The organism is Corticimicrobacter sp., from assembly GCF_040137905.1.
Taxonomy (GTDB): domain Bacteria; phylum Pseudomonadota; class Gammaproteobacteria; order Burkholderiales; family Burkholderiaceae_B; genus Corticimicrobacter.
In genome coordinates this window covers 11,973-37,888 of sequence record NZ_JBEFDG010000053.1, presented here as the reverse complement: position 1 = coordinate 37,888, position 25,916 = coordinate 11,973, and the positions used below count along the sequence as shown (strand labels likewise).

General features: G+C 64.1%; 26 protein-coding genes. 13 read left to right on the top strand and 13 right to left on the bottom strand.

The window, feature by feature from the left end; genetic code table 11:
- A complete protein-coding gene (locus ABN482_RS09175; protein ID WP_349503700.1) occupies nucleotides 1–1,323 on the top strand; it encodes a cytochrome c in 1,323 nt (440 codons plus the stop codon).
- Nucleotides 1,324–1,354: 31 nt separating this feature from the next.
- On the opposite strand, the gene ABN482_RS09170 is transcribed toward ABN482_RS09175, so the two are convergent.
- Nucleotides 1,355–1,903, bottom strand: a complete 549-nt coding sequence (locus tag ABN482_RS09170; RefSeq protein ID WP_349503699.1) for a YraN family protein — start codon at nucleotides 1,901–1,903, stop codon at nucleotides 1,355–1,357.
- A 199-nt stretch (nucleotides 1,904–2,102) separates the two neighbouring features.
- Here ABN482_RS09170 and rsmI point away from each other — a divergent pair, with 199 nt between their 5' ends.
- Nucleotides 2,103–2,996 (top strand): 16S rRNA (cytidine(1402)-2'-O)-methyltransferase, encoded by an 894-nt coding sequence (rsmI, locus tag ABN482_RS09165; protein ID WP_349503739.1) that lies wholly within the window; start codon nucleotides 2,103–2,105, stop codon nucleotides 2,994–2,996.
- A gap of 5 nt (nucleotides 2,997–3,001) precedes the next feature.
- On the opposite strand, the gene ABN482_RS09160 is transcribed toward rsmI, so the two are convergent.
- The 10 genes from ABN482_RS09160 to ABN482_RS09115 form a co-directional block, all read right to left on the bottom strand.
- On the bottom strand, nucleotides 3,002–4,024 hold the full coding sequence (locus ABN482_RS09160) for a septal ring lytic transglycosylase RlpA family protein (RefSeq protein WP_349503698.1): 1,023 nt from the start codon (nucleotides 4,022–4,024) through the stop codon (nucleotides 3,002–3,004).
- 4 nt (nucleotides 4,025–4,028) lie between these two features.
- Entirely contained in the window at nucleotides 4,029–4,904 is an 876-nt protein-coding gene (gene rapZ, locus ABN482_RS09155; RefSeq protein ID WP_349503738.1) for an RNase adapter RapZ, read from the bottom strand.
- Nucleotides 4,905–4,969: 65 nt separating this feature from the next.
- Nucleotides 4,970–5,902 (bottom strand): HPr(Ser) kinase/phosphatase, encoded by a 933-nt coding sequence (gene hprK / locus ABN482_RS09150; RefSeq protein ID WP_349503697.1) that lies wholly within the window; start codon nucleotides 5,900–5,902, stop codon nucleotides 4,970–4,972.
- 24 nt (nucleotides 5,903–5,926) lie between these two features.
- Nucleotides 5,927–6,382, bottom strand: a complete 456-nt coding sequence (locus ABN482_RS09145) for a PTS sugar transporter subunit IIA (protein WP_162300425.1) — start codon at nucleotides 6,380–6,382, stop codon at nucleotides 5,927–5,929.
- Between the two features lie 92 nt (nucleotides 6,383–6,474).
- The gene (gene hpf, locus ABN482_RS09140; RefSeq protein ID WP_109061152.1) at nucleotides 6,475–6,801 is read right to left on the bottom strand and encodes a ribosome hibernation-promoting factor, HPF/YfiA family; all 327 of its coding nucleotides are present in this window, start codon (nucleotides 6,799–6,801) and stop codon (nucleotides 6,475–6,477) included.
- Nucleotides 6,802–6,927: 126 nt separating this feature from the next.
- Complete coding sequence (lptB, locus tag ABN482_RS09135) at nucleotides 6,928–7,710, bottom strand: LPS export ABC transporter ATP-binding protein (protein WP_349503696.1); 783 nt, start codon at nucleotides 7,708–7,710, stop codon at nucleotides 6,928–6,930.
- 29 nt (nucleotides 7,711–7,739) lie between these two features.
- Nucleotides 7,740–8,342, bottom strand: coding sequence for a lipopolysaccharide transport periplasmic protein LptA (lptA, locus tag ABN482_RS09130; protein ID WP_349503695.1), 603 nt, complete (start codon nucleotides 8,340–8,342; stop codon nucleotides 7,740–7,742).
- Between the two features lie 12 nt (nucleotides 8,343–8,354).
- The gene (gene lptC, locus ABN482_RS09125) at nucleotides 8,355–8,969 is read right to left on the bottom strand and encodes an LPS export ABC transporter periplasmic protein LptC (protein ID WP_349503694.1); all 615 of its coding nucleotides are present in this window, start codon (nucleotides 8,967–8,969) and stop codon (nucleotides 8,355–8,357) included.
- 4 nt (nucleotides 8,970–8,973) lie between these two features.
- Nucleotides 8,974–9,594 (bottom strand): KdsC family phosphatase, encoded by a 621-nt coding sequence (locus ABN482_RS09120; RefSeq protein WP_349503693.1) that lies wholly within the window; start codon nucleotides 9,592–9,594, stop codon nucleotides 8,974–8,976.
- 1 nt (nucleotide 9,595) lies between these two features.
- The gene (locus ABN482_RS09115) at nucleotides 9,596–10,582 is read right to left on the bottom strand and encodes a KpsF/GutQ family sugar-phosphate isomerase (protein ID WP_349503692.1); all 987 of its coding nucleotides are present in this window, start codon (nucleotides 10,580–10,582) and stop codon (nucleotides 9,596–9,598) included.
- A gap of 56 nt (nucleotides 10,583–10,638) precedes the next feature.
- On the opposite strand from ABN482_RS09115, the gene ABN482_RS09110 reads away from it, so the two are divergent.
- From ABN482_RS09110 to ABN482_RS09060, 11 genes are all read left to right on the top strand, one after another.
- A complete protein-coding gene (locus ABN482_RS09110; RefSeq protein ID WP_349503691.1) occupies nucleotides 10,639–11,775 on the top strand; it encodes an ABC transporter substrate-binding protein in 1,137 nt (378 codons plus the stop codon).
- Entirely contained in the window at nucleotides 11,768–12,631 is an 864-nt protein-coding gene (locus tag ABN482_RS09105; RefSeq protein ID WP_349503690.1) for an alpha/beta hydrolase, read from the top strand. Before ABN482_RS09110 ends, ABN482_RS09105 begins: the two co-directional genes overlap by 8 nt.
- Nucleotides 12,632–12,754: 123 nt before the next feature.
- The gene (locus tag ABN482_RS09100; RefSeq protein WP_349503689.1) at nucleotides 12,755–13,951 is read left to right on the top strand and encodes an ABC transporter substrate-binding protein; all 1,197 of its coding nucleotides are present in this window, start codon (nucleotides 12,755–12,757) and stop codon (nucleotides 13,949–13,951) included.
- Between the two features lie 4 nt (nucleotides 13,952–13,955).
- Nucleotides 13,956–14,825, top strand: coding sequence for a branched-chain amino acid ABC transporter permease (locus ABN482_RS09095; RefSeq protein WP_349503688.1), 870 nt, complete (start codon nucleotides 13,956–13,958; stop codon nucleotides 14,823–14,825).
- Nucleotides 14,822–15,778: a branched-chain amino acid ABC transporter permease gene (locus ABN482_RS09090; protein WP_349503687.1), complete on the top strand. Its 957-nt coding sequence runs from the start codon at nucleotides 14,822–14,824 to the stop codon at nucleotides 15,776–15,778. Before ABN482_RS09095 ends, ABN482_RS09090 begins: the two co-directional genes overlap by 4 nt.
- Entirely contained in the window at nucleotides 15,775–16,539 is a 765-nt protein-coding gene (locus ABN482_RS09085; RefSeq protein ID WP_349503686.1) for an ABC transporter ATP-binding protein, read from the top strand. Before ABN482_RS09090 ends, ABN482_RS09085 begins: the two co-directional genes overlap by 4 nt.
- A complete protein-coding gene (locus ABN482_RS09080; protein WP_349503685.1) occupies nucleotides 16,539–17,258 on the top strand; it encodes an ABC transporter ATP-binding protein in 720 nt (239 codons plus the stop codon). Before ABN482_RS09085 ends, ABN482_RS09080 begins: the two co-directional genes overlap by 1 nt.
- Nucleotides 17,259–17,355: 97 nt before the next feature.
- Complete coding sequence (locus tag ABN482_RS09075; RefSeq protein WP_349503684.1) at nucleotides 17,356–18,999, top strand: (2,3-dihydroxybenzoyl)adenylate synthase; 1,644 nt, start codon at nucleotides 17,356–17,358, stop codon at nucleotides 18,997–18,999.
- Entirely contained in the window at nucleotides 18,992–19,228 is a 237-nt protein-coding gene (locus ABN482_RS09070; RefSeq protein ID WP_349503683.1) for a phosphopantetheine-binding protein, read from the top strand. Before ABN482_RS09075 ends, ABN482_RS09070 begins: the two co-directional genes overlap by 8 nt.
- Nucleotides 19,225–23,208 (top strand): non-ribosomal peptide synthetase, encoded by a 3,984-nt coding sequence (locus ABN482_RS09065; RefSeq protein WP_349503682.1) that lies wholly within the window; start codon nucleotides 19,225–19,227, stop codon nucleotides 23,206–23,208. The genes ABN482_RS09070 and ABN482_RS09065 overlap by 4 nt, the downstream gene beginning before the upstream one ends.
- Before the next feature lie 24 nt (nucleotides 23,209–23,232).
- Nucleotides 23,233–24,633 carry a YncE family protein gene (locus ABN482_RS09060; protein ID WP_349503681.1) on the top strand — a complete coding sequence of 467 codons (1,401 nt, stop codon included), beginning with the start codon at nucleotides 23,233–23,235 and terminating at the stop codon, nucleotides 24,631–24,633.
- Nucleotides 24,634–24,731: 98 nt separating this feature from the next.
- On the opposite strand, the gene azu is transcribed toward ABN482_RS09060, so the two are convergent.
- Nucleotides 24,732–25,181: an azurin gene (gene azu / locus ABN482_RS09055; RefSeq protein WP_349503680.1), complete on the bottom strand. Its 450-nt coding sequence runs from the start codon at nucleotides 25,179–25,181 to the stop codon at nucleotides 24,732–24,734.
- A gap of 185 nt (nucleotides 25,182–25,366) precedes the next feature.
- A complete protein-coding gene (locus ABN482_RS09050; RefSeq protein ID WP_349503679.1) occupies nucleotides 25,367–25,855 on the bottom strand; it encodes a hypothetical protein in 489 nt (162 codons plus the stop codon).
- Nucleotides 25,856–25,916 lie beyond the last annotated feature (61 nt).

Here is a 25,916-nt window from a genome sequence, read left to right as displayed (position 1 = left end):
ATGAAAAATCATAGATTGCGCAACGGCATCCTGGTCGTGCTGGTGCTGGGTGCCGTGGTGGCGCTGGCCATCCTGCTGGGGGCATTTCGTTCTTCATCGGTGGCATCGGATGTCGACACCCCGCTGACCGCCGAGGAAATGCAGCGACTGCTGCCGAGAGGGCGGGAACTGGCGCTGGCCGGCGACTGTTTCGGCTGCCACTCACAGACCCAGGGGCCACGCGGGGCCGGCGGCGTACCGATCGGTACACCGTTCGGTACGTTGCATTCGACCAATATCACGCCGGACTCTACCTACGGTATCGGTCAATATACGCGTGCGGATTTCCATCGAGTGCTGCGTGATGGCATCGCGCCGGGCAACCGCAACCTGTACCCGGCGATGCCTTATATTTTCACGCAGATCACGACGCCGGAAGATATTGATGCGCTCTATGCCTACTTGATGAGCCTCCCGCCGATGGCGGTGGAAAATGTCGAGAATACGGGTGTGTTCGAGTTCCCGGTGCGGCCTTTCATGAACTTCTGGGCGCTGCTGAATTTCCCGGAACGCAAGGTGCCTGCAGTACCGGATCGCTCTGATCAGTGGCTGCGCGGTGCCTACCTGGTCCAGGGGCTGGGCCATTGCGGTGCCTGCCATACGCCGCGCAATATCATGATGGGCACGGATTTTCCCCGCGATCTGCAAGGGGGCAGCGTCGATGGACTGAACGCCCCGGACATCACGGCCGAAGGCCTGGCAAGGGTTGGCTTTGACCAGGCCACGCTCACCCAGTATCTGCGGACAGGCATTGCGCCGCAAGGAACGGCATTCGGCGGCATGTATACGGTGGTGCACTTTTCGACCAGCGCCATGCAGGCCGAGGATGTCGAGGCGATTGCCACCTATCTCCTGACTGACGATACGGGCAAGATCGTGGCACCAGCGCCTGCGCCGACCCCCGCACCTGTGGCCCTGGCGTCGCAGGCCAGCACTGCCGATGCCGACAGCGGGCTGCAGATCGGTCGTCGCCTCTATATGTCGGCCTGCGCAGGTTGTCATGGGGCACAGGGAGAGGGGATTCCGAACGTGGCTCCGGCCATGCGGGGCAATGCCACGCTCGCCATGCCGGATCCCGTCAATACGCTCTATGCCGTGCTGCACGGGATTCCCACTCAGGTGTTTACCGGTGGGCAGCGCATGTATGCCATGCCGCCCTTCCGTGACCTGCTGGATACGACGCAGGTGGCAGAGTTGACCACGTGGTTGCGCACCGAGTGGGGTGGGCAGTCGGCACCTGTTTCTGCCGGCCAGGTCGAGGCGGCCAGTCGCAGTGCGCAGTAGCCGTTGTTCAGCGTGATCTGGCTTGTGATATTTAATCCGGTGGGCAGTCAAAGGCCTGGAGGATCCAGACAGGAGATGTCGTGCCATTCTCCAGCACGACATCGAAGCGGCAGGCCGGCACCGCAGGGAGTCGCAATCGGGCGCTCAGGCGGGGCAGAAAATATCGGGCAGCCCGGACCAGTCGCAATTGCTTGTGCCGGGTAATGCTGTCGGCAGCGCTGCCGTAGCGGGCATGGTTGCGGCGGCGGACCTCCACAAAGACCAGTGTCTGTGCATCCAGCATGACAAGGTCGATTTCGCCGAGGCGGCAGCGCAGGTTGCGGGCGATGAGGCGCATGCCCTGTTGTTGAAGCAGTATTGCCGCTCGTGTTTCGGCCTCGGCACCGATGCGCTGTCGCGGTGCCCGGCCCGGGCCGTTGGCCAATTCGTTCGGATGCGACGAGCCGGGGCGAGATTCGATTTCGATGGCAACGGCCGGTTGTCGCCGTCGCCGACGATGCCGGCGTGCCTGGGCGAGTCGGCAGAGATGCTGGGCATGTTCCATGTGATAGGCTGTCGCTTTTCCGGAAAAGGCCTTCATTGTCTGATGCCGGCCCCCGGCAGGGGGCTGGAGTGTGCGGTTTATGCGCACACCAGACGGGTGGCAAGGGCGGCCGGTGTGTCGCTGCCGGATCACGCAAGACAGGAGAAAGACAATGACCGTGGAAGCCCGTGCTGCCGGCACACAGGATGAGGGCACTGGTGTGAGTGGACAGGCCTCGGCGCTGCTGTGGGCACGGATGCTGGACAGGGTGCGCAGCCAGGATTGGCCCGCCGGTGCGTTGTATGTGGTGGCGACACCCATCGGTAACCTTGGCGACCTGAGCCTGCGTGCCTGGCAGGCGCTGTCGCAGGCCGATGTCGTGGCGGCCGAAGATACACGGGCGACGCGGGTGCTATTCGATGCCTGGGGGCTGACGACGCCGCTGATGGCGGCACACCGGCACAACGAAGCCGGGGCCGCGCAGAATATCGTGGCCCGTCTGCAGGAGGGAGCCCGTGTGGCACTGGTGTCCGATGCCGGTGCCCCGGCGGTCAGCGATCCAGGGGCCCGTATCGTGCGCGAAGTCCGGGCGGCAGGGCTGCGCGTGATTCCGGTACCGGGAGCCAGTGCGGTGATCTCGGCACTCATGGCCAGCGGTGCCACCTCGGATGAAAACCCCGCTTTCCTGTTTGCCGGTTTTGCGCCGTCCAAGGCCACGGCAAGACAGAACTGGCTGCGGCAGTGGGGTAGCTTGCCTGCACCGGTGGTGCTGTTCGAGTCCCCTCATCGCCTGGCTGCCATGCTGGACGATATGCTGGCACTCTTTGGCGCAGCCCGTCAGGTTACGGTTGCTCGAGAACTGACCAAGCGCTATGAGCAGGTTGAAACCCTGGCACTGGAGGATGTAGCCGCCTGGCTGGCACAGGATGCGCACCGCCTGCAGGGTGAGTTCGCGCTGGTATTGCACGAAGCGCCGGCTGACGCTGCCGACCAGGGGGGGGTGGCGCTGGAACAGGCCGATGAACTGCTGTCGGCATTGCTGCGGGGCGTTTCGGTGCGGGATGCGGCGCGTCTGGCTGCCCAGGCCCTGGGGTTGCCCCGGGATGTCCTGTATGCACGGGCACTGGCACTCAGGCAACTGGCCGATTGAGCGCGTCAGGGCGAGATGACGATGGCAGGTACGCCGATGCGATCCGCGACCTGCCGCGAGGCTTCCTGTGCCTGGCCCAGATTGTTGTACGGGCCGATGCGAACCCGGTGTAGGCCCGTGCTGTCATCGACATAGGCGGTCTGGCTGCCGGCTGGCAGGTAGGGCTGGATGCGATCGACCAGGCGCTGCGCATTGGCGTGCTGGGAGAATGCACCGAGCTGTACCTGGTAGCCGCCTGCAGTTGCTGGCCGTGGCGAAGATGCAGCGGGGGCTGCCTGCGCGCTGGTGACAGGTTCGGGACGGCGTTCGGGGGCCGGCAATGGCGTACCCGACTGGAAGCCTGAGTCCTGCTCGATGGGCGTGCTGACGGGGGCCGCCAGCGAAATCGAGGCAATCGGAGGCTCCTCCTGATAGCTGTTGCCGGTGGCCAGGGCAGTATTGCCGGCTTGTTGCCAGGCACCATTGCGGATGGCATCCGGGGAAATCCACTCGACGACGACTTCGCCGCTGCCTGGGCCGATCAGATCGAGCTTGTGTGCTGCCACATAGGACAGGTCGATGATCCGGTCGGCATGGAATGGGCCTCGGTCATTGACCCGCAGGACGACACTCTTGCCGCTGCTGGTGCGCGTGACCCGCACGTAGCTGGGAATGGGCAGCGTGGGGTGTGCCGCCGTCATGGCATACATGTCATAGATCTCGCCATTGGAGGTCTTGTTGCCATGGAATTTCTTGCCGTACCAGGAGGCGATGCCACGTTTGACGTAGGGCCGACCGCTGGTGTCTGGCGTGTAGCTTCTGCCAAGAACCGTGTAGGGGCGGTTGGGGCCGCTTGCCAGTGGTTCGACACGAGGCGTGGCGTCAGGAATGCGTTCAAGTTGCGAGGCCGAAGGCGGTCGCGAGTCGGGGCCGTCGTCTTCGTAGTAGCCACCTTTGCCCGGTACGTAGCCCGACGTGCCGCAACCGGCGATGATCAGCAGGGCCGAAAGGCTGGCGAGATGAAGCAGTCGGGACAGGGCGGCGGGCATGGAATCAGTCTGACTTGGGGATGGGCAGGGCACGATGGCGGATCAGAACCGGATCATGGTCTGCAAAGCAGCGCGCAAGCTGCTCGGTGACGTAGACCGAGCGATGCTGGCCGCCTGTGCAGCCGATGGCAATCGTGAGATAGCTGCGGGTGTCCTGCATGTAGTGGGGCAGCCACTTGCGCACGAACAGCTGGATGTCGTCAATCATCTGCACCACGCTGGGCGTGGAGCCCAGCCATTGCGCCACGCCTGGATCGCGCCCTGTGAGCGGGCGCAGGTCCCGGTCATAGTAGGGGTTGGGCAGGCAGCGGACATCGAAGACCAGATCTGCATCACGCGGTACGCCCCGTTTGTACGAGAAGGACTGGAAGGTCAGCACCAGTGGACGCCAGTCAACCTGGACCAGATCACGTACCCAGTTGCGCAATTGTCCCGGCATCAGGTCGGAGGTGTCGATCGGTGGTTCCTGCTCGCGCAGCGGTTCCAGGATCTGGCGCTCCCGTTCGATGCACTGGGTCAGTGACGGTGTCGCACCGGTTTCGTTGGTGAGGCGGTCGCTGAGCGGATGGCGTCGGCGCGATTCCGAGTAGCGTTGCTTGAGGGTTTCGCTGTCGGCATCAAGGAAGATGACCCGCAGTGCCGTGCCCATGGCGCGCAAGGCGGTCAGCACGCCCGGCAGGTCGGAAATCTCGCCGGGCGAACGCACATCGATGGCGACCGCTACGCGGGAGCGACCTTCGTCACGTGCATCGGCGATGAACTGGTGCAGGAAGCGGACCGGCAGGTTGTCGACGCACAGATACCCTACATCTTCGAGCAGACGCAGGACAACGGACTTGCCGGAGCCGGACATGCCGGTGATCAGAACGACGTGGATCATGGAATCGGATTGTGACATGACGGTCCAGATGTGTCGACCTGTTACGTCCTGGGACGGCAGGCGGGCTATTCGAAATGCTGCTGCATCGCCAGGGTCTGGCGCGCCATGAATTCGCGCAGCGTGTCGATGCCACGCAGCTTGAGGATGGTGTTGCGCACGGCCGCCTCGACCAGCACGGCAAGGTTGCGACCTGCCGCGACCTGCAACTGCACCTTGAGGATGGGCAGGCCCAGTATTTCCTGGGTCTGGTCCTGCAGCGGGAGTCGCTCGAACTGCTCGGGCGAGAGGGCGCGCATCAGGTGGACGATCAGCTTGAGCCGCATCTTGCGGCGCACCGAAGCCTCGCCGAAGATGGTGCGGATGTCGAGCAGCCCCAGGCCGCGTACCTCGATCAGGTTCTGCAACAGGGCGGGGCAGCGGCCTTCGATCATGTTGGGCGCGATGCGCAGGAACTCGACGGCATCGTCTGCAACCAGGCCATGGCCGCGTGAAATCAGCTCGAGTGCCAGTTCGCTCTTGCCCAGGCCGGACTCACCGGTGATCAGTACGCCAACGCCGAGCACATCCATGAACACGCCGTGCACCGTGGTGGCGGGCGCAAATTTCTTGCTCAGGTAGATGCGCAGCAGTTCGATGACATGGGAAGCTGGCAGCGTGGTCGCCAGCAGCGGCAGGTTGTGCTGGTTGCAATGGGTGATCAGCTCGGCAGGCGGTTCCTGCCCGTCGGCGATCAGCAGAGCCGGCACATCGGCTGTCATCAGGCCGGCCAGCCGGAACAGCCGACGCCGGTTGCTCAGCCGGGCGAAATACACCATTTCTTCAGGACCGAATACCTGAATGCGGTCAGGGTGCGTCAGGTTGAGATGCCCGACCAGGTCTGCGGCGGACGAGCCTTCGTGATTGCGGATGATGCGATGCGCACCTTCCTGCCCTGCCACCCAGCGGAATGCGACTTCGTCGGCGTTTTCTTCGATCAGTTCACGGACGGATATCTGCATGGGTGGCGAGTGGGGCATGGAATGTCAGGATGTGCCGCTGGTCAGCAACTTGTGGACCACGGCAGGATCGTTTTCGTTGCAGAGCTGCTCCCTGAGTTGACCGTTGGACAGCAACTGGGCCAGTTCAGCAAGGATGTCGAGGTGTTGCTGGGTCGCGGTCTCGGGGACCAGCAGGAACATCAGCAGCCGGACAGGCTGGCCATCGGGGGCATCGAAGGGAACCGGTTGGCTGAGCCGGATGAAGGCCGCCAGGGTCTTGTCCAGGCCCTTGACACGGCCGTGAGGAACGGCAACACCCTGGCCAAGCGCGGTCGATCCCAGTCGTTCACGTGAGAACAGGCTGTCAAAGACCGTGAGGCGGCTGATGCCGTGGTTGTTTTCGAATAGCAGTCCAGCCTGTTCGAAAGCCCGCTTCTTGCTGGTGACGGGCAAGTCGAGCAGGATGTTGCCAACGGGCAGGATGCGCGACAGGTGGTTCATGGCCGGCATTATATGACGCACTGCAAAAAAATACATAGACATCAACCCGCATGTGCGGGTCGATGTTGTAAATGGTCAATGCGTCGTCATGGTCAGACCGCGCTGGCTTCTTGCCGCTTGAGCGGCTCGTGGGCGTGATCCTGCAGCTTGGTCTTGTGCTTGACGACCTGGCGGTCCAGCTTGTCTATGACCAGATCGATGGCTGCGTACAGGTTCTCTTCGATCGACTCGCAGTGGATGTCCTTGCCGGGCAGGCGCATGGTGATTTCGGCCTTGTGGCGAGGGTGTTCCACGGACAGGATGACCTGGGTGTCGATGACGTTGTCGAAACGGCGCAGCACGCGGGACAGTTTGGTGGTGACGTATTCGCGGATCGCAGGCGTCACTTCGAGGTGGTGTCCATTGATGGTCAGGTTCATACGGCAGTCTCCTTGCAGCTGACAGGAATGATAGGCGCAAAGCGCCCCGTGTCTGGCATTCACGCTATGCGCGACTGATTGACACAGTTCCAGTGTAAAGCGTTTTGTCAGGAAGGCAAGTGCCTGCTACATCCGGAAGTGTTCGCCCAGGTAGACGCGGCGCACGCCCGGATCATCGACGATTTCATCGGGGGTGCCGCTGGTCAGTACCGAGCCTTCGCTGATGATGTAGGCGCGGTCGCAGATGCCCAGGGTTTCGCGGACATTGTGGTCGGTGATGAGCACGCCGATATGCCGGCTTTTGAGGAATCGGACGATGCGCTGGATCTCGATCACGGCGATCGGATCGACCCCGGCGAAGGGTTCGTCGAGCAGGATGAAGCGCGGCCGGGTCGCCAGTGCACGGGCGATTTCCACGCGTCGGCGTTCGCCGCCCGACAGGGAGATGGCCATGTTGCGGCGAATATGGCCGATCTGCAGCTCGTCGAGCAGTGATTCGAGTTGTGCGTCGATTTCCTGCCGTTCGCTGGCCGGCCGGATGTCGTTCTGGATTTCGAGCACGGCCCGGATGTTCTGCTCGACCGTCAGGCGCCGGAAGACCGAGGCATCCTGCGGCAGATAGGACAGGCCCATGCGGGCGCGCTGGTGCATGGGCATCGCGGTGACGGCGTCGTCGTCGATGGTGATGCGACCGGCATCGGCCGGCACCAGCCCCACGATCATGTAGAAGCTGGTGGTCTTGCCTGCGCCGTTGGGGCCGAGCAGGCCGACGACTTCACCACTGCTGAACTCGAGCGAGACATCCTGGACCACGGTGCGGCCATGGTAAGTCTTGCGCAGTCCGGTGGCCGAGAGGCGGCCGGTGGGCAGGTTGTCCTGGACGGCGGAGGCGGAAACGGGCGTAGGCATGAGCAGTATGTGGCAGTCGGTATCCGGGATCAGGGACGGGCAGCGGCGTTCTTGTCCTGGCAGGCCTTGATGGCTGCATCGACACGTGAGCGTGGCTGGGCGATCGAGCGGACGCGCTGGCCCGGGCCGGCCGATTCGGCACCGCCTTCGGCCTGGTAGAGACCGGTGGTCTGGTTATAGCGGATGCGCTGGCCGCGGATGGTGTCCATGGCTTCGCCGCAGATGTAGCGGATCACGACGGCCTGGCCGATCAGGTCGATCTGGTCGTCCTTTTCACTGTATTCGGCACGCAGACCGCTGGCATCGATCAGGTCGAACTGCTCCGGGCGTTCCTGGCGGATGCGCACGCGCTTGCCCTTGTCGGCGGTGGCGACACCATGGCGCACGCCCTGTTCGTCTTCGCGCAGGTCAAGGCGGTCTGCCGTGAGGGTCATCGGCCCGCGGGTCAGGATGACGTTGCCGGTAAAGACGCTGGTACGGCCGATGTCGTCATAGCGCAGCGAATCCGACAGGATCTGCGTGCTGGGCTCTTCGGCGGCTTCCTGTGCAGTGGCCGTGGCAGGCACCAGCAGTGCACCCAGCAGCAGGCCGGCACAGAGGCGGGAACAGAAAGACAGGCGTGGTGCAGTCATGAGTCGATTGGATCAGGGTTGGGCCGCGCGCGGCTCGGTTTCGCGCTGCGGCAGCGTATTGGGGGCAATGTCGACCTGAGAGGCCGATTCGACCGTCAGAATCCGGCTGGAATTATCGTACTGCATCCCCTTGCCCCGCATTTGCGAGCGCCCCTGTTCGACCAGCGTAGGGTGGTCGGTGTAGGCTCGGTCGGCGTCGGGCAGGATGATGAGTTCGGGGCTGTACAGGTTCAGTTCGGCACGCTCGGCATCGGCCAGCCGTCGCAGATGGGCATCGCCACGCAGGGTGATGCGTGCGCCACCCTGGTCCATGACGGCGGTGCGGGCGGTGCCGATTGTAACCGGATTGGTGGCGCGCAGGCCAGTGGCGACGGGGTGGTCGACCTCGTAGGAGTCGTCATCCGGGAAATGCTGCATGTGGGTGCCTGCCAGCCGGTTGACGGGAATGCCGCCGATGTCGGTGCGCAGCAGCACGAAATCGCTGGCCCAGGCGTCCGGCTCGTGCGTGACCCGGCGTGGCGGGTCGAGCGGGACGGCCTGCTGGGCATATTCGGCCGCCCACCAGGTGCCGCCAGCCAGGGCAATCAGCAGTGCAAACGAGGTGAGTGCTGGAAGTCGGTCTTTCATGGCGTCATTGCGGTACGCCGGGCAGTACCGTGGAGGCACCGCCGGTCTGCAGGAATGCACCCAGGCGGCCCTGTGCGGCAAGGATCAGGTCGCAGCACTCGCGTGCCGCGCCATTGCCGCCGGCAGCCTGGCTGATCCAGTGTACGGACTGGGTGATGTAGAACGGGGCGCTGGACACACTGGCCGTGAAGCCGGCCTTCTGGAACGCCGGCAGGTCGATCAGGTCATCACCCATGAAGCCGGTCTGCTCCAGCGAAAGCCCATGCTTTTGCGCCAGATCGGCCAGGACCCGGCCCTTGTCGCGCACACCCTGGTGGATGTCGGCAATGCCGAGCTCGGCTGCGCGGCGGGCGGCGATGGGGCCTTCGCGGCCGGTGATCAGCGCTACGGTGATGCCGCACTCGCGCAGCATGCGCATGCCGTGTCCATCGAGGGCATGGAAGGACTTGGTGATTTCGCCATGCTCGCCATACCAGAGGCGGCCGTCGGTCAGCACGCCGTCGATGTCGAAGGCCATCAGGCGAACGGCAGCGGCGCGCTCGCGCACGTTTTCGGGAATGCGCGCCAGTATCTGTGCCTCGACGGGGTGGGCGGGGCGAAGGGAGGAAAGGGGAGAGTGGCTCATGTCAGACAACCTTGGCTGCCAGCAGATCGTGCATGTGCAATGCGCCGATCAACTGTCCTTCGGGGCCTGTGACCAGGAGCTGGCTCAGGCGGTGACGGTCCATCAGCGTGGCGGCATCGACGGCCAGCGCGTCCGGTGAAATGGTGCGGGGGGCGCGTGTCATGCCGGCTTCGACATCAAGGGCGCGGATATCGCCCGAACGCTCGATCAGGCGGCGCAGGTCGCCATCGGTGAAAATGCCGACCGGCCTGCGTGCGGCATCGAGAATCACGGTCATGCCCATGCCTTTGCGCGAGATTTCCTCGAGTGCGCCGGCAACCGGGGTGTGCTCGGGTACGGCAGGCAGCGCTTCGCCCTGCCGCATGACATCGCGGACCAGGGTCAGCAGGCGTCGGCCCAGTGCACCGCCAGGATGGGAGCGGGCAAAATCCTCGGCACCGAAGCCCCGTGCTTCCAGACAGGCGACGGCCAGCGCATCGCCGATGGCCAGCGCCACGGTCGTGCTGGCGGTCGGGGCCAGGTTCAACGGGCAGGCTTCATGCTCGACGTGGCCATCGAGATGAATGTCGGCGGCACGAGCCAGGTCGGAATCCGGGTTGCCGGTCAGGCTGATCAGGGGAATATCGAGGCGTCGCAGCACGGGCAGGATGGTCAGCAGCTCCTGGGCAGTGCCGGAGTAGGACAGTGCAAGTACCACGTCCTGCGGTGTGACCATGCCCAGGTCGCCATGGACGGCTTCCGCTGCGTGCACGAAAAAGGCGGGCGTGCCGGTTGAGGCCAGGGTGGCAGCGATCTTGCGGGCGATATGGCCCGATTTGCCGATGCCGCTGACGACGACTCGCCCCTTGCACTGCAGCAGCAGTCGGGTGGCCTGCACGAAGGCGTCGCCCAGGCGCTGCCCGATGTCGTGCAGGGCATGGGCTTCGATTTGCAATGTGCGTCGCGCCGAGGCCAGGATGGCGTCGGCGGAAAAAGTGCTTTCGGTCATGGGGGGATTTTAATTATAAAATCGGCCGTTTGCGGCATGGCGGATGAGAGAGGCCTATGTTTTCATTGATCAGACGTGTGGCGGCCATGGTGTGCCTGCTGCTTGCAGGCATGGCGGCGGTGCAGGCCGAACCGATCACGGTGCGTGATGTGCTGGGGCGTGAGGTGACGCTGCCCAAGCCTGCCGAGCGGGTTGTCCTGACCCAGGCGCGCTATCTGCCGGTCCTGTCGCTGATCCATCCCGATCCGGCCAGTGTCCTGGCGGGCTGGTCCAACGAATTCAAGACGGCCTTTTCCAACGAGTACCAGGATTACCTGGCACGCTTTCCGGCGCTGGCCGATGTGCCCGAGGTGGCGCGCCACACGCCGGACACGTTTTCCATCGAGAAGGCGCTGGCACTGCGCCCGGACCTGCTGATCCTGACGTCTTCCTTTGCCGGCGTGCCACCGGGGGGCGACGTGAGCCAGTCGCCGCTGATCAAGGCGTTCGAGGCGGCGGGCGTGCCGGTGCTGGTCGTCGATTTCTTCCTGGATCCGCTCAACAATACCGTACCCAGCATCCGGGCGCTGGGACAGGCACTGGGACAGTCCGAGCGGGCCGAGGCATTCATCGAGTTCTATGAGTCGCGCATGCAGCGGGTGCGCGAGCGGGTTGCCCAGGCCCAGGCGGAAGGCAAGGCTGCGCCCAATGTGCTCATGCATGCCCATGCCGGCAGTACCGATTGCTGCAACTCGCCGGGCTTTGGCACGTTCAATGACCTGATTGCCTTTGCCGGCGGGCACAATATCGGCAGCGATACGCTCAAGGGGCCGACCGGCCAGTTGAGCATCGAATACATCGTCAGCCGCAATCCCGAGGTCTATGTAGCGACCGGGACGGGCGTGCGTCGCGGTGGCGTGCACATGGGCGCAGGCATCACGCCGGAACAGGCACGCGAGAGCCTGGACGAGGTTGTCGGTGCACGCGGCCTGTCCACCTTGCCGGCGGTGCGGGATGGTCGGGCCTATGGCATCTGGCATGCCTTCAATGACTCGCCCCTGCATATGGTGTTCATCGAAGCGCTGGCCGGCTGGCTCGATCCCGAGCGTTTTGCCGACGTGTCGCCTCAGGAGACGCTGGACATCGTCAACGAGCGTTTCCTGGCCGTGCCGATGCGAGGCACCTATCTGATCAAGGCCGGCAGCGATGAGTGAGACACAGGCACGAACGCCTTTTCGCGACGTGCAGGTGTGGCATGAGCAGGCTGCGGATGGCATCCATGCCTGGGAAGTCAGGATAGGGGTGCCGCATGCGCCGCCTCCTCCCGAAGGCTACCCGGTGCTGTTCATGCTGGATGGCAATGCGGTGTTCGATATCCTGGCCGACCAGGTTGCCGTGCCCGATGTGCTGGTGGTGGGACTGGGTTACCAGATGGTGCTGACCGACCCGCGCGTGGCACGCGCCTACGATTACACGCCGGCGCTGTGGTCTGACCGGGCCAACTTCGATCCACGTATTCCCGAGCGGCGTGCCGGTGGTGCCGACCTGTTCCTCGACTGGGTGCAGGGTACGGTGCGGCCGCGTCTTGCCCGGCACTTCAGCGTGCACGCACATCGGCAGGGGCTGTACGGTCATTCCTATGGCGGGCTGTTCACGCTGCATGCGCTGTTTGATCGGCCTGCCGCCTTTGATCGGCATATCGCCGTCAGCCCGTCGGTATGGTGGAATGAGCAGTACATTCTGTCGCGTGCCGATGCGTTTGCGACCCGCTGCCTGACTCCCGGCGGCGGGGCAGCGCTGCCGGAAGGCTGGGAGAGGCAACCGCACCGGCTTTATCTGGCAGCCGGCGGACAGGAACAATGGCGCCCGAAGCCCGCCGAATTCGTGGCTGGACAGATGCAGGCCCGCCCGCAGGGCATCCCGACGTTGCCGATCATTCGTGACATGGGACAGGTGCTGGCCAGAGTGCCTGGGCTGGCGGTCGATTTTCGTGGTTTCCCAGAGTGTGACCATCGTGCCATGCTGCATGCCTCGGTCCCCTATGCGCTGGACTGCATGCAGGATTGGTAGGCTGATTTTGTCGTGAAGATTCCGTGAAGAGCCTGATGGCACGAATTGTTTAAAATAGATGAGTTTGCTTCTCATCAAGAATCTCACGGTATTTATCCTCTGATGCAAAAAATGGCTCCCAAAATGATGACGACGCGCCGGCGTCTGCTGGCCGCCGGCCTGGGTGGTTGTGCCGCCGGGCTGGCATTGCCGACCTGGGTGCGTGCGCAGGGCGCGGCGCAGCCGGTGCGCATCGGCCTGATCACCTCGTTGTCCGGGCCGTTTGCGTCGCTGGGCGAGAGCATGCGCGCCGGTCTGCAGCTTCTGATTGCCGAGTCGGGTGGCCAGATGGCCGGTCGGCCGGTCGAGCTGCTGGTCGAGGATGACCACGGCAAGCCCGATGAGGGCGTGCGCAAGGCCCGCAAGCTGATCGAACAGGATCGTGTCGATATCATCTGCGGGGTGATCAGCGCGGCGGTGGCGCTGGCCATCCGGGATATCGTGACCGACGCCGGCGTGCCGGCCTTCATGTCGAATGCCTCGGCCAATGCGCTGGCGCGCGAGGCAGCTAGCCCGCTGATCTTCCGTCCGACCAAGACCAGCTGGATGCTGGGCCATACCGGTGCCCGCTGGGCCTATGACCAGGTTGCGCAAAGCGGTGGCATGACGCTGGCGTCCGACTACGCGGCAGGCCGGGAATACATCGGTGACTTCATCCAGACCTACCAGACGCATGGCGGTCAAATCCAGAAGCAGTTCTGGACACCGCTGGGCACGGCCGACTTCGCGCCGCTGGTCATGAATATCGCCGCCCAGCAACCCGATTTTGTCTATGCCTTCTTTGCCGGTTCGGATGCCGTACGCTTTCTGCAGCAGATGCGTGACTTCCGGCTGCAGGACAAGGTGCGCGTGCTCGGGCCGGGTGCCCTGTTCGACCAGGAAGACGTGCTGCCGGCTGCCGGTGATGCCGGGCTGGGCGGTGTCTCTACCTTCCACCAGACGCCTTCTGCGCCCGCCGCGGCGGGGTTCGTAGAGGCCTATCGCCAGTTGCGTGGCCGCTATCCGGGCGAGGCCAGTACCTCCGGCTATGTGACCGGACAGGTGATCCGGGCCGGCCTTGAGGCCGTGTCGGGCAATCTGTCGGATACGGCCGCCTTCAAGGCTCGCCTGCTGGATGCTCCGGTGGATACTGCCTTCGGATCTTTGCGTTTCGATCCGCGCAACAACCAGGCCATCATGGATATCTATGTGAATGAAGTCCGTCCGGGCGAGGATGGCAAGCCGTTCAACACCGTTGTGCATACCTACGAAGGCGTGCGGGATCCGGGTCCGGGCGCATGATCCGATGGCCTATTACCTGGTCCAGATCCTCAATGCGCTGTCTTTTTCCGTCCTGCTGCTGCTGACAGGGCTGGGGCTGTCCCTGGTCCTCAGCCTGATGAATTTCGTCAACCTGACGCATGGTGCCTTCTACCTGCTGGGGGGCTATGTGGGCATCTACTGGCTGGCGGCCGGCTGGCCCTGGTGGCTGTCGCTGCCTGCCGCCTTCGTGGCGGCTGGCGTGGCGGGCTGGTTGCTGGACCGCTATCCCTTTGGCCGGTTCTATGGCCGGACCCACCTGATGCAGGTGCTGCTGACCTACGGCCTGTCGATCATCTTTGCCGATTTGATGCGCTGGGGCTTCGGGGCCGATACCCTGTCGCCGGCGCTGCCGGACTGGCTGCGCGGCGTCGCCTTCGTGCTGGGCATGCCGTTTCCGCTGTATCGGCTGGTGCTGATCGTCCTGGGCGTGGCGCTGGCAGGCCTGTTGTGGTGGCTGGTCGAGCGCACCCTGTGGGGTACGGTCGTGCGAGCCTGCGTGGCCGATCGCGGCATCGTCGAAACACTGTGCATCGATACCCGCCGGGTTTTTGCCTTTGCGATGGCATTGGCGGCCGGCCTGGGTGGGTTGGGCGGCGCGCTGGGGGTCGGCATGCAGTCAGCCTATCCCGGACTGGATGAGGAGACTCTGCTGCAGGCCCTGATGGTCGTGGTGGTCGGTGGGCTGGGCAATTTTTCCGGGACGGTGCTGAGTGCTCTGGTGCTCGGGTTCGTGACTACGTTCAGCCGCGTCTGGTGGCCCGAATTCGCCAGCTTCGCATCGCTGGGCGTGATGGCGGCCTTGTTGCTGTGGCGTCCGCAGGGGCTGATGACGCGCGAGGTGCGGACGGTATGAGGTCGCTGCTTTTTCCGCAGGGGCGGCCGGCCTGGCTGGGCTGGGGCTTGCTGTGCCTGGGACTGGCTGCACTGCCGTGGTTGCTGGGCAGCTTCGGCCTGCGCTTTGCTGCCGAAGTGTTGCTGGTGGGCGTAGCCGTGCTGGGGCTGGACTTGCTGGTCGGGCTGGGGGGCATGGCTTCGTTGGGGCATGGTGCCGTATTTGGCGCGGCGGGCTATGCGGCAGCCTTGCTGTCGGCTCAGGTGGGTGGCAGCCTGCCCCTGGTGCTGACGGCCGGCGTGGTGGCCGGGGCATTGCTGTCCGGCCTGATGGGCTGGGCGGCCCGACGCACCGGCGGATTGTTTTTCCTGGTGCTGACCTTGATTTTTGGACAGATGGTCTGGGAGGTCGTCTTCCGCTGGCGGGCTGTCACCGGCGGTGCCGACGGGCTGCGCGGCTTTCCGCGTTTGAGCCTGGGCGACTGGACGCTGGATACGCCCCTGTCGCTGTATGTCGTGGCGGCCGTGCTGGCACTGGCGGCGCTGGCGCTGGCACGTTCCTTTGCACGGGCACCCCTGGGGCAGGCACTGGCGGCCTGGCGCGATCAGCCCGAGCGGATGCGGGCGTTGGGGTTCGATGCGCGGCGCATCCAGATTCGGGTATTCCTGCTGGCAGGAGCCTTGGCCGGCGCGGCGGGGGCGCTCTATCCTTTCGTCAATCAGTACATCGGGCCAAATGCCGTGCACTGGAGCATGTCCGCCACCCTGATGGTGATGCTGGTGATCGGCGGGGTTGGGACCCTGCATGGTGGTTTTATCGGCGCCATGATCTATCTGGTGATCCAGACGTATATCAGTTCCTACACCGAGCGCTGGCAACTGATCGTCGGGCTGATTTTCGTGCTGACCGTGATTTTCCTGCCGCATGGGGTGGCACGGCTGGCTCAGAGTGTGCGCAGCAGGAGACAGGCATGACGCCGACTCCCTTGCTGCAGGTCAATGCGGTTGGCAAGTTGTTCGGTGCCCTGCAGGCGCTCGACGACATCAGTTTCGAACTGAAAGCCGGAGAGACGCTGGGATTGATCGGTCCCAATGGTGCCGGCAAGACGACGCTGTTCAATATCCTGAGTGGATTCCTGCTGCCGGACCGGGGGCAGGTGCGTTTCATGGCGCAGGATATCGGCTCCTGGGATCCCATGCGGCGGGCACAGTCCGGCGTCGTGCGAACCTTCCAGAAAAGCCTGATATTCCCCGACATGAGCGTATGCCGCAATCTGGCGCTGGCCCTGCTGGCCTTGCAGGGCGATGGCTATCGCTGGTGGGGCGGGCGGCGTGCCCTGGCCGTCGCAGAGGCGAAGGCGCGCCAGTTGCTGGCTGCCAGCCCGCTGGCTGACGATTGCCAGACGCGGGTCGGTGACATGTCCTATGGCGCGCAACGGATGGTGGATATCCTGATCGCCCTGGCACAGCAGCCTCGCCTGTTGTTGCTGGACGAGCCGACTGCCGGGTTGACGGTCGCCGAGGCTGCCCAGTTGCTTGGGCTGGTGCGGCAATTGCATGCCGATGCAGCCGTGGTGCTGATCGCGCACGACATGGACGTGGTGTTCCGGGAGTGCGACCGGATCGCTGTCCTCAATCTCGGACGCCTGGTGGCCGTGGATACGCCCGAGCGCATCCGCAGTCATGAGGCGGTGCGCCAGGCCTACCTGGGTGCGCTGGCGCGGCAGGAGGTGTGATGGAAACGCAGATGGTGAGCTGGAACCTTCGCTCGGCCGGCTACGGCGGGGCACGGGTGCTCCATGATATTCAGTTGTCGGTCGCTCGTGGTCAGGTACTGGCGTTGCTGGGGCGCAATGGTGCGGGCAAGACAACCCTGTTGCATACGCTGTTCAACCTGGGCCCGCAGTCCGAAGGCCGGATTGTGCTGGCAGGTCAGGATGTTCAGGGCTGGGCGACACATCGGGTTGCCCGCATGGGGGCGGCATTGGTGCCGCAGGGACGAGGGGTGTTTGCTGATTTGACCGTGGCTGAAAGCCTGGGCATGGCGGCATGGTGGTCGGGCCGCAAGCGCCGGGGCGAATGGACGCTGGAGCGTATCCTGTCGCTGTTTCCGCGCCTGCAGGAGCGTCGCGGGTCGATGTGCAGCGCCCTGAGCGGCGGTGAGCGGCAAATGCTCGCCCTGGCCCGTGCCCTGCTGACACAGCCGGCGCTGCTGGTGCTCGACGAGCCGGGCGAGGGGCTGGCACCACTGGCGGTTGAGCAGGTCGTGGCAGCTTCGGTACGCCTGTTGCGGCAGGCGGGTGTCACCATCGTCATGGCCGAGCAGGATATCGCCCTGGCATTGGCCGTGGCGACCCGTGTGGCGGTCATCGATGGTGGCACGCTGGTGTTCGACGGTACGCCGGATACCTTGCGCGCCCGCCAGGATGTCCTGCAGCGGCACCTGGGCGTCTAGGGTCGCGTCGATGGAGACGGCGCAGGGCGCGCTGCTATGATCCGGATGGGTACGAATTGAACAAGAACAGTGCAGGTTTTTTGAACAAGAGGACAAGATGATTCCGGTTTCACAGGTGTGGCCAGAGGGGTTGGCACGGCTTTATCGCCAGAAAGGCTATTGGCGCGGTGAAACGTTCGGCAGCATGCTGCGGGAACGCGCCCAGGCGCATCCTGAACGCATCGCCCTGGTCGAGGGCGAGACCCGCTGGAGCTATGCCGAGCTGGATCGCCGGGCAGACCTGCTGGCGGCGGGGTTCCTGGCTGAGGGGCTGAAGCCCGGTGATCGGGTGATCGTCCACCTGCCCAATGTGCTGGCGTTTTTCCCGGTGGTGTTCGGCCTGTTCCGGGCCGGCATCCTGCCTGTGTATGCGCTGCCCGCTCACCGGATCACCGAGATCGAGCATTTCGCCCGTTCGGCCGAAGCTGTAGGGTATGTCATCGCCGACAGCCAGGATGGTTTCGATTATCGTGATCTTGCGACCGAACTGTGCCAGCGGGTGCCGGCCGTAGCCCACGTGTTCGTGGCGGGCGAGGCGGGCCCCTTCCGGGCGCTGGACGATGTCAGCCGTGCCGGTGAAACCGCCTCGGTACCAGCGACCGGGCCACAGCCCTCCGATGTGGCGTTCATGCAGATCTCGGGTGGCAGTACCGGGCTCTCCAAGCTGATTCCGCGTACGCATGACGACTATATCTACACGCTGCGTGCCAGTGCCGAAATCTGCGGGCTGGACGGCGACAGCGTGTTCCTGGTCGTGTTGCCGATGGCACACAACTATCCCATGAGTTCGCCGGGCGTGCTGGGGGCGTTGTATGCCGGGTCGCGCATCGTGCTGTGTCCTTCACCCAGCCCCGAAGTCGCCTTCCCGCTGATTGAGCGTGAGCGTGCCGACATGGTCAGTCTGGTACCGCCCTTGCTGCTGGTCTGGTTGGATGCGGCCGAACAGACGAAGCATGACCTGTCGAGCCTCAAGGTCATGCAGGTCGGGGGAGCCAAGCTGATTCCGGAAGTGGCCCGGCGCGTACGCCCGCTGCTGGGCGTGCAGTTGCAGCAGGTGTTTGGCATGGCCGAAGGGCTGGTCAACTATACCCGGCTGGATGACGATGACGAAACCATGATCGGCACGCAGGGCCGGCCGATCAGTCCCGATGATGAAATCCGGCTGGTGGACGACCAGGACCGCGATGTGCCTGTGGGTGAGCCGGGCAATCTGCTGACGCGCGGGCCCTATACGATTCGTGGCTATCACAACAATCCAACGGCCAATGCCCGTTCGTTCACCGAGGAAGGCTTTTACCGGACCGGCGATATCGTGCGCCTGACCGAGCGCGGCTATCTGGTGGTACAGGGGCGGGCCGGCGACCATATCAACCGCGGCGGGGAAAAGATTTCTGCCGAGGAGGTCGAGGATCACCTGCTGGCACATCCTGGCGTGTTCGATGCTGCCGTAGTGTCGATGCCTGATGAATACCTGGGCGAGCGCAGTTGTGCCTTCATCATTGCCCGTGGTGAAAAGCCGCGCGCGGTCGATCTCAAGCGCTGGATACGCGAGCGCGGGCTGGCGGCCTTCAAGGTACCCGACCAGATCGTCTTTGTCGACAAGTTCGCAGCCACGGCGGCAGGCAAGATCAGCCGCAAGGAATTGCGCGCGTCGTTGCGTGCCATGCTGGCAGAGCAGGAACAGGAGAAACAGGGTGGCTGAACTGACGCTGGAGAGCATGCGTGCCGATCTGGCCCGTGCCTTGCATGAAGACCCATCGGCGCTGGCCGACGATGACAACCTGATCGACTTCGGGCTCGACTCGGTGCGTGCCATGACGCTGATTACGCGCTGGCGTCAGGCGGGCGCACAACTCGAATTTGCAGAGTGTGCAGCACGTCCGGAACTGGGACACTGGTGGGAACTGGTGCGGAGCCGGCGTCAGTCATGATCGAAAACACTGCAGCACCGCTGACCGAGGCGCAGACCGGGCTCTGGTACGCACAACGCCTGGACCCGTCCAATCCGATCTTCAATACCGGCCAGTATCTCGTGCTGGATGGTGCGCTGGATATCGACCTGTTCAGGCAGGCCGCCGATACGGTGGCCCTGCAGGCCGATGCATTGGCCATGCGCGTACAGGAGACGCCGGATGACGGCCCGGTACAGGTGCCGGAGCCGGCCTTCCGGCCGTTGCTGCAAGTGATCGATCTGAGCGGGGAGGCTGACCCGCTGGCCGTGGCGCAGCAGCGGATGCACGAGGACATGGCGATGCCGCTGGACCCGTCGGCCCGGGCCATGGCCTGCCAGCAACTGTTTGTGCTGGGGGCGCTGCGCCATGTCTGGTACCTGCGTGTGCACCATGTCGCCATCGATGGCTATGGCATGGCGCTGCTCGAAGCCAAGGTCGCCCAATGGTACCGCTGGCTGAGTGCCGGGCAGGGGGCGGCACCGACCGCGCTGCCATCCTGCGCCACCGTCCTGCTGGCCGATGCCGATTATCGTGCCGGCGAGCGCCGTGAGCGTGATCGCGCCTGGTGGCTGGAGGCGTTTGCCGAGCCGGGCCTGGTGGCCAGCCTGGGTGAAGGCCTGCCCGTCAGCGGGCACACCTTTCGCCATGTGTCGGCGGCCTTGCCGCACGCCTGCGAGCGTGCCGTGCATGCCCTGGCCGATCGCATCGATGTGGCCTGGCCCGATGTGCTGACCGGCCTGACGGCAGCCTATCTGTGCCGCCATGCGGCTGCGGCCGAGACCGTGGTCGGCGTACCCTGGATGGGGCGCATGGGCGATGCCAGCGCCGAGATCCCGGCCATGGTCATGAATGTGTTGCCGGTACGCATCCGGCCTGACGAACAGGCACCGTTGTCCGACGTCATGGTGGATGTCATGCGCAGCCTGCGCCAGGCCCGCCGGCATGGCCGTTACCGCAGCGAGCAATTGCGCCGCGATCTTGGCCTGCTGGGGGGGCAGAAACGCCTGTACGGTCCCATGATCAACGTGCTGCCCTTCAGCGATGCCGGCAATTGGCCTGACGGTCTGGCCGCGACGCGGCATGTCCTGGGAACGGGGCCGGTCGATGACCTGACGTTTTCCTTCCATGCCGATGGCAGTGGGGCAGGGCTGGTGCTGGATATCGATGCCCATCCGGATCTCTATGATGATCAGGTGGTGCAGGCACATCTGGCACGGCTGCTTTGCTTTATCGAAGCGGCGGCGCAGGCGGATACCCTGGCTCAGGTGCAGACACTGACGCCGGCGGAGCGAGTGTATTGGACGCACACGGTCAACGATACCGCGCATCCCGTACCCGATACCACGCTCTGGGCCTTGATCGAGACAGCGATGCAGCAATATCCGGAACGGATTGCGCTGACGGACGCACAGCAGACGCTGGACTATGCCGCCCTCGATCTCGAAACCCAGCGCTGGGCGGCTATCCTGAGGCAGCACGGCGTGCGACGAGGCGATATCGTCGCGGTGGCACTGCCTCGTGGCAACGACCTGGCGCTGGCCCTGCTGTCCAGCCTGCGGGCGGGCGCGGCATATCTGCCGCTGGATATCGAACATCCCGCCGGACGTTTGCAAACCATACTGGAGGCGGCACAGCCCAGGGTCGTGCTGACGACAGCCGAGGTTGCCGCCAGGCTGCCGGCCGTGCCGCAGCAACTGTGGGTCGAACGTGATTGCGATGCCAGCCGTCTGGTGCTCCTGGATGACGGGCAGGCCGCTGACAATGCGCCGCAGGCCGACGATGCAGCCTATATTCTGTATACCTCCGGTTCTACCGGAACCCCCAAGGGGGTGGTGATCGAGCATCGTGCCATCGTCAATCGCCTGCTGTGGATGCAGCAGCATTACGGGGTGGGCATGGATGAGCGCATCCTGCAGAAAACCCCGGTCACGTTCGACGTGTCGGTCTGGGAGTTTTTCCTGCCGCTGATGTCCGGTGCGACCCTGGTCATGGCTCCGCCGCAGGCACATCGCGATCCGGCCTGGCTGGCAGCCCTGATGCGCGAGCAGGCGATCACGACGCTGCATTTCGTGCCCTCGATGCTGGCAGCTTTCCTTGACGAGCCCAGTATTGATGGATTGGAACCGCGTCGTATTTTTTGTAGTGGCGAGGCCTTGCCGGCTGCGTTGCGTGACCGTTTCCATCAGGTGCTGCCGGGTGTTGAATTGCATAACCTGTACGGGCCGACAGAGGCAGCGGTGGATGTATCCTGGTGGCCCGCTTCAGCCGATGACCGCTCCGTGCCGGTGCCGATAGGCTTCCCCGTCTGGAATACGGCCCTGTATGTCCTGGACGACGCGATGCGGCCTTGCCCGCCCGGTACGCAGGGGCATCTCTATCTGGCGGGCCGCCAGTTGGCGCGTGGCTACCTGGGACGGCCCGACCTGACGGCAGAGCGTTTCGTGGCCGATCCGTTCCGTGCCGGCGAGCGCATGTATGCGACGGGCGATCTGGCCCGCTGGCGTGCCGACGGTGCCGTCGTGTTCCTGGGGCGTTCCGACCATCAGGTCAAGATCCGGGGCCAGCGTATCGAGCTGGATGAGGTCGAGGCGGTGCTCGCACGTGCCGAAGGGGTTGGCCAATTGGCGGTAATCGCACATGCCGATGCGCGTGGCGAAGCCTGGCTGGTGGCCTACATCGTGCCGCATGATCCGCAGCAGGCACCTGCGACCGAGGCATTGCGCCAGCATCTGGCCGCGTTCGTGCCCGATTACATGATTCCTTCCGTATTCGTGATGTTGCCGGTGCTGCCGGTCACGGCCAATGGCAAGCTGGATCGCAAGGCCTTGCCGGTGCCGATGTTCTCCGGCGTGGCGGGTCGCGAGGCAGAAGGGGCGACCGAAAAAAGACTTGCTGCCTTGTTTGCCGAGGTGCTGGGATTGTCGCAGCCCGTGGGGGCCGAGCAGGACTTCTTCGAAATGGGCGGCCATTCCCTGCTCGCAGCCCGGCTGGTGCAGAAAGTACGCCAGGCCTGGCCACATGCCGTCGGCCTGGGACTGGTCTTCGAACATCCCACCGTGGCCCGCATGGCTGCCTGGCTCGAAGCTCTGGATAGGGCTGCCGAGACAGAAGGGGCTGCCGCGAAGTCGAACATGCCCAAGGCGGGTGGGGAAGGTTTCGGCCCCTGGCTGGTGCTGGCCCAGGGGGCGGCACATCCCGATGCTGCACCACTCTACTGCCTGCATCCGGCTGGCGGACTGAGCTGGTGCTATGGCGCACTGGGCCGGGCGCTCGACAGCCAGCGGCCAGTGCATGGCCTGCAGGCGCTGGCCCTGGACCCTACCCAACCATCGCCGTCCAGCATGGCGGCGCTGGCCGCCTCCTATGTGGATCGTATCCGAGCCAGCCATCGGGGTGGGCCCTGGCACCTGCTGGGCTGGTCGGTCGGTGGCATCATTGCCCAGGCCATGGCCGCCGAACTGCAGGATCGAGGCTTGCCGGTGGGGGTGGTGGCCATGCTCGACGCCTATCCGGCAGATTGCTGGCGCGCCCAGGTGGAGCCTCAGGAAAACATGGCGCTCAAGGCGCTGATGCATATTGCCGGATTCGACCTGTCGGCCCTTCATGGGGCACCGCTCGAACGTGATACGGTGATCCGCTTCCTGCGTGCCAGCGACCATCCCCTTGGCGAGCTCGACGATGCGCAGATCGCCGGTGTATTGCGGGTCGTGGACGACAACAACCGGATGGTGCGCGAACACCATCACCGACACTATGATGGCGAGATCCTGTATTTCAGGGCCGCGCTGGATCATCAGGGGCTCGACCTCCATCCTGAGCAGTGGCAGCCCTATGCCGGCCGTCTCGATATCCATGATGTGGCGGCATTGCATGCACACATGACCGGGACAACAGCGCTGCAGACAATATTGCCGGCACTTAAAGGCAAGCTTATCGGTTATGATTCTCAGTCAGGTTAGTTTTCTTTCTTGAAAGGGAGTTCCATGAGTCATCGCCTTCGCGGCCTCGATCGCCGCCTTGTTCTGCGTCCAGCGCAATTTGCCGCTGCCATTGTGCTGGCCTTTGGTGCCGCCTCCGCTTCGGCCGCCGGCCTGTTCGGCCAGACCGATCCCGATTTCCAGGGGCAGGTCCAGGTGCGTGAATCGCCAGTGCTGCCGGGCCAGCAGGTCACGGTCGTGGGGCAATCCTTCAAGCCGGGCCAGCAGGTCACGCTGCGTTATGGCAATACGGTTCTCAATGCCAGTCCCATTGTGGCCGATGGCGAGGGTGGCTTCCAACTGTCCGTGGCATTGCCTGCCGACGCACAGCCTGGCGTGCATCCGGTGGTGATCACTGCCGAAAATCCGGTGGCAGCCACTGTGGCACCGTTCAAGATTTCCCCTGACGTGCCGCTGGCCAATCAGGACAGATTCCGCGTCAGCGCGCAACAACTGTCGCCTGGCCTGTACCAGTCCGCCTACAGCCCGAAGCATGACCAGTTGTATGTCACCACGGCGATCGGCCGTCCGCCCGTGCGCGAATCCAGACTGCTCAAGGTCGATCCCGCTACGCTGAAAATCGAGGCCAGCGTGGCACCTGCTGTCGTGGCGGGCCGAGACGATGGTCATGTGTATGCGGTCTATGGCGTCGATGTCGACGATACGCGCGACACGGTCTGGGTGACCAATACGCGTGACAATACCGTCGCTGTCTATCGCCAGGATGACCTGTCCCTGGTACGTCAGCTGGAACCCGGCCTGGCCGGGCATGCCCGCGATGTGGCCGTTGATGAGCGCCGTGCCAAGGCCTATGTGTCCACGCCGGGCCAGGCCCAGGTGTCGGTTTTCGATGCCGTGTCCTTCGAGCCGCGCCCCGTGATCGAAATCGAATCCGGCCTGCGTCGCCAGCCCTTCAATCCCATGAGCCTGGTGCTCGATGAAGAGGGCGGCAAGCTTTTCGTGGTCAGTGCGACCGGCCAGGTCGCCGTGATCGACACCGTGACCGACGCCGTCGAGAAAGTGCTGGCCGTGCCGGGTGCGCGCAGCGCTTCGGGCGTGGCCTATGATGGCAAGACCGGTCGCCTGTTCGTGGCGTCGCAGGGGGCGGACAACCTGGTCATCCTCGATGCAGCCAACGGCGAGGTGCTCAAGACCGTGGCGACGGGGGCCGGTGCGCTCAATGTCGTGTTCGATCCCGTATCGCGTCTGGCCTATGTCAGCAACCGTGGTGCCAACACCGTGACCGTGGTGGATCCCGACGGCACGATCGTGGCTGTGCTCGAAGGTGGCAGTCTGCCCAACCACGCCAGCGTCGATGGCAAGGGCAATGTCTACGTGGTCAACAAGGCCCGTGGACAGGATGACCCGGAAGGCAACAAGATCCGTCGCCTGCACTATCGCCGCTGATCTGGCCACTGCCGATCAATAAAAAAGCCTGTCGGGGTTTGCCCCGACAGGCTTTTTTCATGCTGCCAGACTCACGGTCTGGCAGGTCATGTGCGTGATCAGTCGACCAGCTTCAGCGTACCCTTCATCAGGGCCTGGTGGCCGGGGAAGGAGCAGAAGAAGGTGTAGGCATCGGTGCCGTTCAGGGCCGAGATGGGGAAGGTGATGCTGTCGGTCTCGCCGCCGCCGATCAGCTTGGTGTGGGCGATGATGCGGCTGTCGTCAGCCTTCAGGTAGTCGCTGCCCAGGCCAGCCTTGAGGCCGTCGGACGACACGCCTTGCAGGTCGGGGGTCTTGACCAGCACCCAGTTGTGACCCATCACGTTCTTGGGCATCTTGCCGACGTGGTGCAGATTGACAGTGAACTCGGTGCACTGCTTGCTGACTTCGATGCTCTTGGTGTCGAACTGCATGGCATCATTGCTGTTGATGTCGATCGAGCAAGTGGCAGCGCTGGCGACGCCGGAAACCAGGCTCAGTGCAACGGCGATAAGGGATTTGCGAAACATAGTACATACTCCTGAATGGATTGATCTAACCCCAGTGGCAAAGGTTAACGTACAGGTGAAAAAGTAGACTTGATAGAAGTCAAACTCAAAACCGCCTGACGTTTGTTTGTGCCCATGAGTTATATAGCACATAGCCCCTCAGGGGTACATGATAAGCGTTTGTGTTATCCCCGCTGGACAACACATTACTGCCGACGATAGGCCAGCGCGATATGTGCGAAGGCAGTCTGAAGCTCCCTGGTGCCCGACTGGAAGACCAGCGGGCGGCCACCCCGCCGGAAAACGATCAGGCGCTTGGAGAACAGCATGGGTACGAATTTTGCGTACTGGATGTCCTGCCAGGTGACGCTGCGGTGCGTGATCCAGGATTGATGCAGGCCCTGGCTGTCGATCCGGACCGTCGATGTCTGCATGGCGCGCACGATCACGGCCAGGCCGATGAAGCAAAAGCCGACGATGCCGGCCATCGTGCCACTGATCTGTTCGAAAGGCAGGCTGGCCGCAGTGCGGCCGATCTGCAGTGCGGTCAGCAGCAGGACGATCCAGGCAATGGCCTTGGCTGTGCCTGGCCAGGCCGGGCCACGCAGAGGGCCCTGGGCCAGCAGGGAGGCAATGGTGGGAGGCAGGTCCTGGGGGGAGATGCCGGGCGCAGGAGAGCTTGCTGTGTGGGTCATGTGATCCGGGCGAGGGTGGGCAATGTCCTATCGGTGCATTATGCCTGATTGGCGTCGTACT